Consider the following 12,938-nt stretch of genomic DNA (forward strand, 5'->3'; position numbering starts at 1 on the left):
GCCTGTTCCGGTGTCAGCCGGGACAGGCCGGTCAGTCCCCTTTGCGCGACGTGTACGCTCCGTACCACCGGAGCGTCGGCCAGAACGCCCGGTGGTGGTCATGTGCCGGCCAGCGCCTCCGTCGGAGCCAGCCGGCTCGCCCGGACCGCCGGATACAGCCCGGCGATCATGCCGATCAGCAGGGTCGAGCCGATACCTGCGACGCTGGCCCAGGCAGGTACGACCGTTGGCCAGTCACGGCTGACGGCGTAGCCCGCCGTGATGACCGTGCCGAGCACCGTCCCGCCCAGCCCGCCGATGAGGGACAGCAGCAGCGACTCCGTCACGAACTGCGTCCGGATCTGGCCCCGGGTAGCCCCGAGAGCGCGGCGCAGCCCGATCTCCGGCCGGCGTTCCAGCACCGAGATGACCATGGTGTTGCCCACGCCCACCCCGCCGACGAGCAGCGCGACCCCGCCTAGTCCGAGCAGCAGCCCGGTCAGCGCCGACTCGGTGGCCTCGCGGGCGGCGAGCGCGTCGGAGGGCCGCGAGATCTGCACCTCGCCCGGCTTCTCCGGGTAGGCGGTGGCCGCCAGCACCGACCGTACGGCCGTCACCTGGCTGTCCTCCGCACGGACGTACACCGTCGAGGGATGACCGTCGAAGCGCAGATAGCTCCGGGCCGCCTGCCAGCCGACCAGCGCGGCACTGTCCAACTCCGGTGCCAGCGGTACGGGTTCGAGGACGCCGATCAGCGAGAACCAGCGGCCCCCGATCCACAGCCGGGTCCCCGGTGTGTACACGTCCAGACGCTGCGCTGCCGTGGCGCCCAGCACGACCGCCGGGTACTTGTCGGTCGCCGAGTCCAGCCAGCGGCCCCTGTTCACCGCCCCGCCGACGGCGGGCAGCAGATCGGTGCCCGACGCGAGCACGGTCAGCGAGTTGGTCCGCCCGATGGCGATGCGTTCGTTGCGGTACACGCTGGCACCGACCGCCCCGGTGGCGGTCACCTGCTCCACGGGCGGGATACGCCGGACCATCGCGACAGCCTCGTACGGCAGCTTGGCCTTCTCGCCCGTGAGGGACTCGCCGGGGGCGACCCGCAGCAGGTTCGTGCCCAGGGCGTCCAGCCGCCGGTCCACCTCCGCCTGCCCGGACCCGGAGATACCGACCACCGCGACCATGGCGGCGACCCCGATGGCGATCCCGAGCGCGGACAGGAACACTCGCAACGGCCGCGTCCGCAGCCCGGTCCCGCCGAGCCGTACGACATCGGCGGGCCGAAGCCGCGCCGCCCGCAGAGGCGGCCTGGGCTTCTCCAGGCGATCCGTCACCGGTGCGCCCCGATCGTCGTACCCGTGCCGGTACCCGTGCCGGTACCCGTGCCGGTACCCGCGGCCGTATCCGTAGCCGGACCCATGTCTGGACTCGAACTGCCTCTCTGCAGGGTGTCGTTGACCAGCCGGCCGTCGCGCATCTCGATACGGCGGGGGAGCTGGGCGGCGATCTCCAGGTCGTGGGTGATGACCACGACCGTCGTACCGGCCGCGTGCAGCTCGCGCAGCAGTTCCAGTACGGCGGCTCCCGACACGGAGTCGAGGTTGCCGGTCGGCTCGTCCGCGAGCAGGACCGACGGCCCGCCGACCACCGCACGGGCGACCGCGACCCGCTGCCGCTCGCCCCCGGAGAGCTGGTGCGGCAGATGCCGGACGCGATGGCTGAGCCCGACCCGGGACAGCGCGGCCGACGCCCTGGCCCGGCGGCGGCGCATCGGCATGCCCGTGTAGAGCAGACCGTCCGCGACCGAGTCCAGCACCGGGACACCGACGGCCAGATGGAACTGCTGGAAGACGAAGCCGATCCGGGTGGCCCGCAGCGCGGAGACCTCCCGGTCGGACAGCTTCGCCACGTCGTACCCGTCGACCAGGACCCGCCCCGCCGAGGGCCGGTCCAGGCTCCCCATGAGATGCAGCATGCTCGACTTGCCGGACCCCGACGGCCCGACCACACCGACCAGTTCACCCCGCCCGATCCGCAGACTCACGTCACGGACGGCGGCGACCCCGCCGGGGTAGGTCTTGGACACGGAGTCGAACTCGACAACCGGGATCGATGTAACTGGGGCTGATGTAAGGGGAGTTGACGCATCCGGAGATGAAGGCTCGCTCACTCGGGGATCCTCACCTTCATGCCCTCGGTGACCCCGGAACCGCTGACCTGCACGTTCCCGTCGGCGAAGAGACCCGTCTTCACCGCGACGAACCGGCCGTCCCCGGTCTCCAGACCGTGCCCGCCCTCCGCGAGGGCGACCAGCGCGGCGACCGGCACACTCAGCACGTCCTTGACCTCGCGGCCCACGTACTCGACGGTCACGGGTCCGCTCTCCAGCCGCCCCACGGACTTCTGGTCCGCGATGGTGATGGTCACCGGCAGGGTCGCGGCGCCCGCGCCCGACTCGCCCTCGGTGCTGCCCCCTTCGGGCACGCTGGCCTGCCGCCCGACCGAGGCCACCTCGCCCCGCACGGACTTCCCGTCCGGCAGCGCGATCCCGACGACAGTGCCACGCACCGCCCAACTGGCGTCCGAGGCCGAGGCGTTGACGACCACCTTGCGTGCCGTACCGGTGTACGTGAGCGTGTTCTCGCCCACGGCCGCGCCGAGCCGGGCACCCGGCTGACCGATCCGTACCTTGCCGGCGGAGTAGATGACGTCCCCGACACCGACCGTCCCGGTCTCGGCCAGCCCGAGCGACTTCTGCCAGCGCTTGACGGCCCCCGCGGTGGCGTCGGTGAACTTCTCGTCCACGGTGAAGCCGGTGTAGCCGAGCGCGGCGAGGTTGGTCTCGAACTGCAGGACGTCCATACCGGTGAGGGGCGTGGGTGCGCTGCTTCCGGTCCCGGCCCCGGTACCCGTGGTGGGGGCGGGGGAACCGGAGGGAGCGGCGTCGGTGCCGGTCCCCGCGTCGGTCCCGGTGTCGGACTGCGTGGTATCCGAGGCACCTGCCCCAGCACCTGCCCCAGCCCCGGCATCGGTGGCCGTGGCCGCGAGCCCGAGATCCCGGTACATGGGCATCGACCCGTACAGCAGCACCACGGGGCGGTCGTCGACCCGCAGCAGCGTGTCACCGCGCTCCGCCGTCGCGCCCTGCTGCGGCAGCCAGGTCACGGTGCCCGTCGCCTTCACCGGCAGCGGTATCTCCGTACCGAAGCCCAACTGTCCGTCCACGTCCGTGCGTTCGGTGAGCGTCGTCCGGGTCACCGGAACGACCGAACCGGCCCGGGGCGGCGCGCTCGCGTTCTTCTCCTCGCCGCCGCCGCCGAGCCCGAGAGCCCCGACCACGGCGACGGCCGCCACGACGACCACGGCACAGGCGATGAGCGCGGTACGCCGGCCACGCATCCCGCGAGGCGGCTCGGTCTCCGCCGGTTCGGTGTCGTCGTCGAAGTGCGTCACGGTGTCCGTCTCCGCCACGGTCAGCCCTTGCCGGGCGCGGCGGTCGCCGGAACGCCGACGATCGGCCCGCAGATACGGATGGCCCGCTTGGCCCCGGCCGACGTCTGGTCCCACTCGCCCTGGCCGAGACCGTCGGCGCCCGGGTCGGGGAAGTCGGCGGCGCCGTTCTTCTGCATGCAGGTGGCGTACTCCTGCTTCACCTTGATCTGAGCGGCTGTGAGCGCGGGCTGGTTGCCCTTCTCGACGCTTTCGGGAACGGCCGTCAGATACTTGGCGCACGCCACCGAGGCGGCCTGGAACTTCGCGTCCTTCTTCAGGGCGCGCACGTTGTCGCCGCCGCCGAAGTCGATGTTCCCCTTCGCGTCCGGGTCGGGCGCGTCGATCCCGTTGTCCCGCAGGCACTTCACGTACTTGTTCTGGGCCGCGACGTAGGCGGCCACGTCGTCGCCGGAGCCGCTCCCGCCGCTGCTCCCGGCCGACGAGCCGGACGTCGCCGCTCCTCCGCTCGCCGCGGAGGGGACCTTCGAGCCGCCCTCGTCGCCTCCGCAGCCGGTCAGCGCCAACGCCATGACCGAGACCGCCGCGGCCAGCAGTACCCGATTCGTCCTCATCGGTTCTCCCCGTAGTCCTGTCGTGCCCGGCCACGAACGCGGCGGACAGCCCGACGGTAGAACGGACATGATGAAGAACTTTTGAAGAACCTGTCATCCGATCATGCGACCGCGAAACAGGGCAGCGGCGGGGCGAAGGCCTGGGCCGGGGCTCTCGACGCCGACGCCCCGCCCGGCGAGGATCGGTCCGTACGACGCACGATGCCGGAAGTTCGTGGGACCGGACGGGGGAGGCGACCGGAACATGAGGGCGATCGTCGTGGGGGCGGGCATCGGTGGGCTGGCCGCGACACTGAGCCTGCGCGCGGCCGGGTACGAGGTCACGCTCGTCGAGCGGACGCGGCGCTTCACCGAGATCGGCGCCGGCATCCAGCTCGCGCCCAACGCCACCCGCGCACTGCGCCGGCTGGGCCTGCTCGACCCGGTCGCCGCCCGGGCCGCCCGCCCGTCGCGGCTGAACTTCCGCAGCTGGTCGGACGGTGCCGAGATCTGCGAGTACGTGCTGGGCCCGGACGTCGAGGACGAGTTCGGGGCGCCCTACCTCCAGGTCCACCGCGCCGACCTGCACCTGGCGCTGGCCGCCCGTATCCCGCCCGACGCGGTGCGGCTGAACACCGAGGTCGTCGGCATCGGCCAGGACGACACGGCCGCCTGGGTGACGACGGCCGACGGCGAGCGGCTCGGCGCAGACCTGGTCGTCGCCGCCGACGGGGTACGGTCCGCCGCCCGCCGGTGGCTCTTCGGCGCCGACGAGGCCGTCTTCTCCGGCACCGCCGCCTACCGGGCGCTGCTCCCGGCCGCAGAGGTGGCCGACCTGGACCTGCCGGAGTACGCGGGCTGGCTCGGACCGGACCGGCATGTCGTCCACTACTGGGTACGCGGGGGTGAACTCCTCAACCTCGTGGCCGTGTTCCGGACCCGGGCGCCGGCCCGCGAGTCATGGACCGCCCGGGCGGAACCGGGAGAACAGCTACGCGAGTTCGCCGGCTGGGACCACCGGCTGCTCACCGCCCTCGAACGCGCGGGCGAGGTGTTCCGGTACGGCATCCACACCCGGACCCCGCTCGCCCGCTGGAACGTGGGCAGGGTGACCCTGCTCGGCGACAGCGCCCACGCCATGGTGCCGTTCCAGGCACAGGGAGCCGCCCAGGCGATCATGGACGCGGCGGTCCTGGGCGACTCCCTCACGGACACGGCACCGGCCGGGATCCCGGACGCGCTCACCCGGTTCGTACGCCGTCGGCTCACCACCGCGACGAGGGTGCAGGCCGGTTCGGCGAGCGCGGGCGACGCCTACCACCTGCCGGACGGCCCGGAGGCCGAGGCCAGGAACGCCCGGCTGGTGGCGTACGGGATCGAGAACAGGTTCGGCCCGCACTCGACGGCCTGGCGGGATGACGTACTGGACATACGCGACGTACATGGCGAGTAGGCCGAGTGCGGGACTCCGTACCCGAGGAGTGAGCAGCCGTAGGTGTTCTCAGGCCCGTCCGCGTGACTCGGGGGTGCGTCGGGCCAGCGAGTCGAAGATCACGGCGGTGATCAGCACCCCGCCGGTGATCATGTACTGGACCGCTGTCTGGACGCCCAGCAGCGCCATGCCCGAGGCGATGGACTGGATGATCAGCACCCCCAGCAGCGCGGACCAGGTCGAGCCGCGCCCGCCGAACAGGCTGGTACCGCCGATGACGGCGGCGGCGACGGCGTTGATCAGCAGCATCCCGGAGCCCGAGACCTGGCTCGCCGAGGTGAACCGCGACGCCACGAACAGCCCGCCGAACGCCGCCAGGGTCCCCGACACCATGAACACCGAGATGCGTACGCGCGTCACGTCCACGCCCGCCCGCCGGACCGCCTCCGCGCCGCCGCCCAGGGCGAGGACCTGCCGCCCGTAGGAGGTGCGGCGCAGCAGGAGGTCCGTGGCGACGATGACCGCGAGGAAGATCAGAAGCGCCAGCGGCAGCCCCTCGAAGCGGCCCAGTACGGCGACGGTGGCGAACGCGACCGCCGCGAGCAGGGCCGTACGCGCCCAGATCTCGCCCACCGGCCGGCACCGCATTCCGGCGCCGGCCCGGCGGCCCCGGTTGCGGAGGGAGAGGAGCAGGTAGGCCACCGTGCAGAGCGCCGCCAGGCCGTAGGTGAGGACGGGGGCGCTGATGTACCGGCTGGTCAGCTTGGCGACCAGGCCGTCCTCGCTGAAGTGGATGGTGTTGTCCGGCCCGAGGAGGTAGAGCATCAGACCGCTCCAGGCCAGCAGCCCGGCGAGGGTGACGACGAAGGCGGGTACGCGGAACCGGGCGAAGAGGAACCCGTGGAGCGCCCCGATGGCCGTACCGCAGACCACCGAGATGATGACGGCGAGCCATTCCGTCATGCCGACGTTCGCGTTGAGCGCGGCGAACACCGCGCCCGCCAGTCCGGCGAGTGAGCCCACGGAGAGGTCGATCTCACCGATCAGCAGTACGAAGACGATGCCGACGGCGACCATGCCCGTCCCGACGATGTCCACGCTGAGGACGGAGAGGTTGCGCGGCGAGAGGAAGCGGTCGTTGAGGCACTGGAAGACCACCCAGGTCGCGGCGAGAGCGAGCAGCACCGGGGCGGGACCGAGCCCGCCCTCGCGCGCTTTGCGGCGCACGGCGCCGACACCCGCGGCGAGACGCGGCCTCACCTTCCCGGCCACACCGCTCACAGCCGCACGTCTCACCACAGCCGTACCTCTCACGGCCACACCTCTTCCGGGTGCGGCCGGTGGGCCACGGCGTGGTCGGCCGCGCCGGTGATGGAGGAGATGATCTGCTCCTGGGACGTGGTGTTGACGTCGAAGAGGCCGTTGTTGCGGCCCAGACGCAGGACGGCCACCCGGTCGGCGACGGCCTTGATGTCGCTCATGTTGTGGCTGATCAGCAGCACTCCGAGCCCCTGGTCGCGCAGCTCCTCGATGAGGTCGAGGAGCTGGTTGGTCTGCTGGATGCCGAGGGACGCGGTGGGCTCGTCGAGCAGCAGCAGCCGGGGTGAGCCCAGGAACGAACGGATGATCGCGACGACCTGCCGCTGACCGCCGGAGAGGCCGGCGAGCGGTACCCGTACGTCGGGGATGCGGATGGACAGGGTGTGCAGCAGTTCGAGGGTGCGGCGCTCCATCTCCACCTCGTCGAGGACGCCGAAGCGGTGGATCTCCCGGCCGAGGAAGAGGTTGGCGACCACATCGAGGTTCTCGCACATCGCGAGGTCCTGGTAGACGGTCGCGATCCCCAGCAGTCTGGCGTCCTGGGGGCGCCGGATCTGGACGGCGCGGCCCTCCCACTCGACGACCCCCCGGTCGGGCGGCCCGACCCCCGAGATCACCTTGACCAGGGTGGACTTGCCGGCGGCGTTGTCACCGACGAGGGCGACCACCTCCCCGGCCCTGACCTCCAGCTCGATGTCGACCAGTGCCTGTACGGCGGCGAACCGCTTGGAGACACCGCGCAACGCCAGCAGGGGCTGACCGGGCACGGGCCACCTCCTTCGGATACGTCAGGTCCTTCGGGTGGGTCGGGTCGTTCGGGTGGGGCGGATCCTTCGGTCGCGTCAGGTGAGTCCGGCCCGGTCACAGGCCGGCCGGAGAGCAGGCGTGCAGATCTGGTTGACGGTGTACATACCGTCCTTCACCAGGGTCCTCCCGATGTCGCCGACAGTCACCGAGACGGACGGCAGCAGAACCGCCGGTACGTCCTTGGTGGTGGGGCTGTCGACGCTGCCGGTGGCGATGGCCCCGACCTTCTCGCCGCGTCCGAGGGCGACGGCCATCTCGACGGTCGCGTCGGTCGCGCGCTTGTAGGGCTTGTAGACGGTCATGTACTGCTCACCCTTGACGATGCGCTGTACGGCCATGAGGTCGGCGTCCTGGCCGGTGACCGGAGGCAGGGTCGAGAGCTTGGCGGCCTTGAGGGCGGAGATCACGGCGCCGGCCATGCTGTCGTTGGCGGACAGCACGCCGTCGATGTTCTCGGCACCCAGGGCGGCGATGGCGCCTGTCATGTTGACGTAGGCGTTCTCGGGCCGCCATCCGACGGTGTCGTACGACTTGCCGATCGTCACCCTGCCCTTGAGTACGGCGAGGGAACCGCCCTTGTACCAGCCGGAGTTGGGGTCGGTGGTGGCCCCGTTCATCATGACGATCCGCCGCCCGTCGCCCCTGGCGCTCATGGCCTTCAGCAGCGCCTCGGCCTGCAGCCGCCCGACCTCCGCGCCGTCGAAGGTGACGTACCCGGAGATCGGCCCCTCCGCGAGCCGGTCGTAGGCGACGACGGGAATGCCGGCCCGGTGCGCGGCCTCGACGGACGGACGCATCAGCTGGGGGTCGACGGCGGCGAGGATGACCACGTCGACACCTCGGGTGATCATGGCCTCGAACTGCTGCTGCTGAACCGTCGGGTCGGACGTGGCGGCGACGGTCGCGGCAGGACAGTCCGGGCACAGCACCTTGACCTGCTTCTCGATCAGCGGCCGGTCGAACCGCCCGAACCTTGAGTCACCGCCCCCGGGCATCAGCACACCCACGTTGATGCTGTCACCCCCGTCGCCGGCGCCACCACCGCCGTCCTGGCCCCCACAGGCGCCCAGAAGGCCCAGGGCGAGGGCTACGACGACGGTGACGGGAAGGGCTGGGAGGACGGGAATGACGGGAAACCTACGCTTCACTGCGACTGCTGAACGACCGGCACCGAGACTCATGTTCGGTTCCTTAAAACTTTTGTGCAGTTTTGGCACAAAGTGAAACATAATCCCAATAAGGGCTTATGTGAACTTAGAGCCAGCGTAGCCAAGCTGTCCAGGTCGCGCTCACGACGCTTCAGAGGCGCAGGACGATCAGGGCTGTGTCGTCGGTGTGGCCGGCGGGCGGCAGGAGGTCGGTGAGAAGCGCGTCGGCCAGGGCCTCGGGCGCCGCCGGCCGGTGGTGGGTGAGGGAGTCGGCGAGACGGGCCAGGCCGGTGTCGATGTCCTCGTCACGGCGTTCGATCAGGCCGTCGGTGTACAGGACCAGGACGGAGCCCTCGGTGAAGGGCGTACGGGCCTCGGGGCGGGGGACGCGCTCGGGTCTCGCACCGAGCGGCGGGTCGGTTGCCCCGTCGAGGAAGGTGACCTTGCCGTCGGGGTGTACGAGGGCCGGCGGAGGATGGCCGGCGCAGCTGTAGGTGATGGTGCGGCTGTCCCAGTCGATGAAGGTCGTCACGGCGCTGGCCGAGTCGGCGCCCTCGACGGAGCCGGCGTACAGATCGAGGGCGTCCAGGGCCTGGGCGGGCCCGCCCGCGACCCGGGTGGCACCGCTCAGGGCGCTGCGCAACTGGCCCATGGCGCAGGCCGCCGCCAGACCGTGGCCGACGACGTCACCGACGGCGACCGCGAGGCTCCCGCCGGGCAGATCGACCAGGTCGTACCAGTCGCCGCACACGTTCAGCGTGCCGACGGCGGGCTGGTAGCGCACGGCCGCCGCGTGGGACCCGGTCGGGCCCGGCGGGGGCAGCATCGCCGCCTGCAGCGCCAGGGCGACCTCGCGTTCATGGGCGTGCGCCGTACGCAGCCGCTCGTTGACCTCCTGCAGTTCGCGGGCCCGGGTGTACAGCTCGGCCTCCAGCGTGCGGGCCTTGCTGTCACCGTCCGGAACGCCGAAGGCGCGGATGAACTCGGTGACCTCCTCCACCCGGTGCACCACCAGGGCGACGTGCCCGTCCGGGCCGAAGATCGGCGCGTTCACCGGGCTCCAGTAGTGCTCCTGCCAGTGGCCGGGCCGTTCCGGGTCCTCGATGTCGTAGCGGAGCAGCGCCATCGTGTCGCGCTCGCCGGTGGCCACCGTACGGAGCATCGACGTCTCGGTCTCCCGCATGCTGCCCGCGACGGCCGGATCGTTGGGGTTCTCGGGGAAGACGTCGAAGATGTAGCGGCCGATCAGCTGCTCGCGGGTCCGCCCGGACAGGCGTACGAAGTCGTCGTTGGCGTCGGCGTACACCAGGTCAGGGGTGAGCAGGGCCACCATGCCGGGCAGGGCCCGGAAGACCGCCGCGTAGTCGACCTGCGGTTTCCTCATGTGCTGCCCTGTCTGTTTTACCTGTTTTCCCTGTTTGGCCAGTCTGCCTCGGTCCGGCGTCGAGTACACAGTGCTTTGCCGGTGGTGGTGCCGGGTGAGAGACTGGCGCACTGCTCGATCGGCGGAGCATACGGGGGCGCGATGAGTCAGGCGGTGACCGCAGCCATGCTGCGGGTGGCGGATGTGCACAAGTCGTACGGCCGGGGCGCCAGCGCCGTCCATGCGCTGAGGGGCGTCTCCTTCGAGGTCCCCCGGGGGGAACTCGTCGCTCTCAAGGGACGCTCGGGCTCGGGCAAGACCACCCTGCTCAACATCGTCGGCGGTCTCGACGAACCGGACAGCGGACATGTCACCGTCGACGGACTGCGGCTGCGGGACCAGGGGGAGGACGCCCTTCTCGCGCTGCGCCGGGAACGCATCGGCTTCGTCTTCCAGTCGTTCGGGCTCATCCCCATCCTCACGGCCGCCGAGAACGTGGGCGTGCCGCTGCGGCTGCGCAGGGTGGACCCGCGCGAGCGGCGGGAGCGCGTCGAACTGCTGTTGTCTCTCGTGGGGCTCGCGGACCATGCCGCGCAGCGCCCGGGCGAGCTGTCGGGCGGGCAGCGCCAGCGCGTCGCCATCGCCCGCGCCCTGGCCAACAGCCCCTCGATCCTCATCGCCGACGAGCCGACCGGTCAGCTGGACGCGGAGACCGGGCACTCGGTGATGGAACTGCTGCGCGCGGTCGTGCGCAGCGAACAGATCACGGCTCTCGTGGCCACCCATGACAGAACACTTCTCGACCTCGCGGACCGTGTGCTGGAACTGAAGGACGGCGAGATCACGACGTCGTAGGGCCGGTCGGCGCTGCCCCCGGCTCGTGCGGGCCGTTCCGTGTGTCGTCCGGGCGGACGGCGATGTGGTCGGGTTCCAGTTCCAGGGCGACGCGGTCACGCATCCCCAGGGCGCGGGTGTACTCGGCGGGGAGCTGGAGACGGCCGGCCCGGTCGAGCATGGCGTACTCGCGGGCGACCAGGTTCTCCTGGCCGGTGGCGGAGTCGACCTCGCTGTGGCGCAGCACCTCCGTCGACGTGCGGCCGTCCCGGATGGCGACCGTACGGCGGACCTCAGCGGCGACGGACTGGTCGTGGGTGACGATCACGATGGTCGTCCCCAGCTCCTCGTTGGCGGTGCGGAACGCGGCGAAGACCTGCTCGGCGGTGTGGGAGTCGAGTTCGCCGGTGGGCTCGTCGGCGAGCAGGACGGCCGGGTCGTTGGCGAGGGCGACCGCCAGGGCGACACGCTGCTGCTGACCGCCGGACATCTGGTACGGCCGACGGTCCCGGCACTCGGCGACCTCCAGCAGACCGAGGAGCTCCATGGCGCGATCGGCCATGCTCCGGCGCCGCCCCCGCGCGCGGGCCAGCTGCAGGGGCAGGGCGACGTTCTGCGCGGCGGTGAGATAGGGCAGCAGATTGCGGGAGGTCTGCTGCCAGACGAAGCCGACGGTCCTGCGGCGGTAGGCGAGGCGTTCCTTGGCGGACATCGTGACCAGGTCGTGGTCGGCGACGCGGGCCAAGCCGGCACTGGGTCTGTCCAGTCCGGCCAGGATGTTCATGAGGGTGGACTTGCCGCTGCCGGAGGCACCGACCAGGGCCATCAACTCCCCCTTGCGGACGAGGAGATCGAGGCCCTGCAGTGCCTGCACCTCCACGCCGTCGGCGGAGAAGATACGTACCAGCCGGTCGCAGGTGATCAGGGCGTCGTGACCGTAGACGGCGGCGTCTCGCGCGGCGAGGGCACGGTCGGTGAGCTCATGGAAGGTCGGGCTGCTGGTCATCGGCTACTCCTGCTTCTCACGTCTCGCGTCCCACTTGTCGTCGCTCGCGTCTCACTTGGCGTTGCTGGTTGTCTGTCCGTCACCGGCTATTCGTCACCCATCCTCAGTTCGCGCACCGAGCCGCGGCGACCGGTCCACCAGGCCTGGCCTGCGGGAACACCCACGGCAAGCAGCAGCACGGTGAGCGCTGGTACCGCCAGCGAGAGCGGATCGGCGCGCAGCGCGGCCCCGTCGAGGGCGGACGTGGAGGCCAGGGCGATGGTGGTGAGGTCGACGCCCGGCGACAGCAGGTGGATGCCGGCCCAGCCGGTCAGCAGACCGCCCGCCGTGGCCAGGAACGCCTGCGGGAGAGCCGTGAGGATCAGCAGCCGGCGCCCCTGGGACCGGCTCATGCCCATCGTGCGCAACCGCGCGAGCAGGGCGCCGCGTTCGGGCGCGGTGCGCAGCACGGTCAGCAGCAGGGCGAGGACCGCGTACCCGGCGCTCGCGGCGACCGCGACCCCGAACACGCGTTCGGCGCCGGACTGCAGCGGTGAGTCGACGTGCCGTGCGCGTTCCTCGCCGCGCAGCCGGACGGTCGCCGCCGTGCCCTTGGTCACCGAGCGCAGCGCCCGGCCGTTCAGGGCGTCCCCGGTCAGCAGCAGGGTCGTCGTACGCGCCACGTCACGGGGAAGACCCGCACGGTCCACGACCAGGAAGTCGTCGCCGACCACCGCCGGAGTGTGCTCCCGGACCTGGACGATCCGGACGGTGACGGACGTGCCGTCCGGGAGCAGGACGGGGTAAGGGCCGGTGCCGTACTCCTCGGCCACGCCGGGTGAGGCCAGCGCGGGCAGGGGCCGGCCGGCGCCGCCCGCCGTACCGGAGCCCTCCGGCCGGAGGCTCGCCGTGTCGAACGGGCCCAGCCCCGTACGGTTCGACAGGCGCGCGTAGGCGTCGGGGTCCACGCCGGCCAGCGGCACCGCCTGACTGCCCTCCTGCGGCCTCGCCTCGTTGATGACGCTCG

General features: G+C 71.5%; 12 protein-coding genes. 2 read left to right on the forward strand and 10 right to left on the reverse strand.

Features of this window, described 5'->3' with window-relative positions; genetic code table 11:
* Positions 1-98: 98 nt before the first annotated feature.
* The 4 genes from STRTUCAR8_RS32385 to STRTUCAR8_RS32400 form a co-directional block, all read right to left on the reverse strand.
* Positions 99-1,313: an ABC transporter permease gene (locus STRTUCAR8_RS32385; protein WP_006380428.1), complete on the reverse strand. Its 1,215-nt coding sequence runs from the start codon at positions 1,311-1,313 to the stop codon at positions 99-101.
* Positions 1,310-2,065, reverse strand: coding sequence for an ABC transporter ATP-binding protein (locus STRTUCAR8_RS32390; protein ID WP_319354878.1), 756 nt, complete (start codon positions 2,063-2,065; stop codon positions 1,310-1,312). Before STRTUCAR8_RS32390 ends, STRTUCAR8_RS32385 begins: the two co-directional genes overlap by 4 nt.
* Before the next feature lie 80 nt (positions 2,066-2,145).
* The gene (locus STRTUCAR8_RS32395; RefSeq protein ID WP_006380432.1) at positions 2,146-3,450 is read right to left on the reverse strand and encodes a peptidoglycan-binding protein; all 1,305 of its coding nucleotides are present in this window, start codon (positions 3,448-3,450) and stop codon (positions 2,146-2,148) included.
* Positions 3,451-3,452: 2 nt separating this feature from the next.
* Complete coding sequence (locus tag STRTUCAR8_RS32400) at positions 3,453-4,043, reverse strand: hypothetical protein (protein ID WP_006380429.1); 591 nt, start codon at positions 4,041-4,043, stop codon at positions 3,453-3,455.
* A 244-nt stretch (positions 4,044-4,287) separates the two neighbouring features.
* Here STRTUCAR8_RS32400 and STRTUCAR8_RS32405 point away from each other — a divergent pair, with 244 nt between their 5' ends.
* Positions 4,288-5,475, forward strand: a complete 1,188-nt coding sequence (locus tag STRTUCAR8_RS32405) for an FAD-dependent monooxygenase (protein WP_044473280.1) — start codon at positions 4,288-4,290, stop codon at positions 5,473-5,475.
* A 48-nt stretch (positions 5,476-5,523) separates the two neighbouring features.
* Here STRTUCAR8_RS32405 and STRTUCAR8_RS32410 read toward each other — a convergent pair whose 3' ends face one another.
* The 4 genes from STRTUCAR8_RS32410 to STRTUCAR8_RS32425 all read right to left on the reverse strand — a co-directional run bounded on the left by STRTUCAR8_RS32410 (position 5,524) and on the right by STRTUCAR8_RS32425 (position 10,113).
* The gene (locus tag STRTUCAR8_RS32410; protein ID WP_407705431.1) at positions 5,524-6,753 is read right to left on the reverse strand and encodes a sugar ABC transporter permease; all 1,230 of its coding nucleotides are present in this window, start codon (positions 6,751-6,753) and stop codon (positions 5,524-5,526) included.
* Between the two features lie 11 nt (positions 6,754-6,764).
* Positions 6,765-7,541, reverse strand: a complete 777-nt coding sequence (locus tag STRTUCAR8_RS32415; protein ID WP_006380430.1) for an ATP-binding cassette domain-containing protein — start codon at positions 7,539-7,541, stop codon at positions 6,765-6,767.
* 75 nt (positions 7,542-7,616) lie between these two features.
* Positions 7,617-8,762: a sugar ABC transporter substrate-binding protein gene (locus STRTUCAR8_RS32420; protein WP_006380427.1), complete on the reverse strand. Its 1,146-nt coding sequence runs from the start codon at positions 8,760-8,762 to the stop codon at positions 7,617-7,619.
* A gap of 118 nt (positions 8,763-8,880) precedes the next feature.
* Positions 8,881-10,113, reverse strand: coding sequence for a PP2C family protein-serine/threonine phosphatase (locus STRTUCAR8_RS32425; protein ID WP_006380426.1), 1,233 nt, complete (start codon positions 10,111-10,113; stop codon positions 8,881-8,883).
* A 141-nt stretch (positions 10,114-10,254) separates the two neighbouring features.
* Here STRTUCAR8_RS32425 and STRTUCAR8_RS32430 point away from each other — a divergent pair, with 141 nt between their 5' ends.
* Positions 10,255-10,947 (forward strand): ABC transporter ATP-binding protein, encoded by a 693-nt coding sequence (locus STRTUCAR8_RS32430; RefSeq protein WP_044473281.1) that lies wholly within the window; start codon positions 10,255-10,257, stop codon positions 10,945-10,947.
* Here the strand turns inward: STRTUCAR8_RS32430 and STRTUCAR8_RS32435 are convergent.
* Entirely contained in the window at positions 10,934-11,932 is a 999-nt protein-coding gene (locus STRTUCAR8_RS32435) for an ABC transporter ATP-binding protein (protein ID WP_006380423.1), read from the reverse strand. The genes STRTUCAR8_RS32430 and STRTUCAR8_RS32435 overlap by 14 nt on opposite strands.
* An 86-nt stretch (positions 11,933-12,018) precedes the next feature.
* Positions 12,019-12,938, reverse strand: a 920-nt coding sequence (locus STRTUCAR8_RS32440) for an ABC transporter permease (protein WP_006380422.1), incomplete at its 5' end; no start/stop codon positions are given.

The sequence above is a fragment of the Streptomyces turgidiscabies Car8 genome (assembly GCF_000331005.1).
Lineage (GTDB): Bacteria > Actinomycetota > Actinomycetes > Streptomycetales > Streptomycetaceae > Streptomyces > Streptomyces turgidiscabies.

Bases quoted from the DNA above. Each gene is read 5' to 3' on its own strand.
- STRTUCAR8_RS32400 (WP_006380429.1), bottom strand. From the start codon at position 4,043: ATGAGGACGAATCGGGTACTGCTGGCCGCGGCGGTCTCGGTCATGGCG.
- STRTUCAR8_RS32405 (WP_044473280.1), top strand. From the start codon at position 4,288: ATGAGGGCGATCGTCGTGGGGGCGGGCATCGGTGGGCTGGCCGCGACA.
- STRTUCAR8_RS32420 (WP_006380427.1), bottom strand. From the start codon at position 8,762: ATGAGTCTCGGTGCCGGTCGTTCAGCAGTCGCAGTGAAGCGTAGGTTT.
- STRTUCAR8_RS32425 (WP_006380426.1), bottom strand. From the start codon at position 10,113: ATGAGGAAACCGCAGGTCGACTACGCGGCGGTCTTCCGGGCCCTGCCC.
- STRTUCAR8_RS32430 (WP_044473281.1), top strand. From the start codon at position 10,255: ATGAGTCAGGCGGTGACCGCAGCCATGCTGCGGGTGGCGGATGTGCAC.
- STRTUCAR8_RS32435 (WP_006380423.1), bottom strand. From the start codon at position 11,932: ATGACCAGCAGCCCGACCTTCCATGAGCTCACCGACCGTGCCCTCGCC.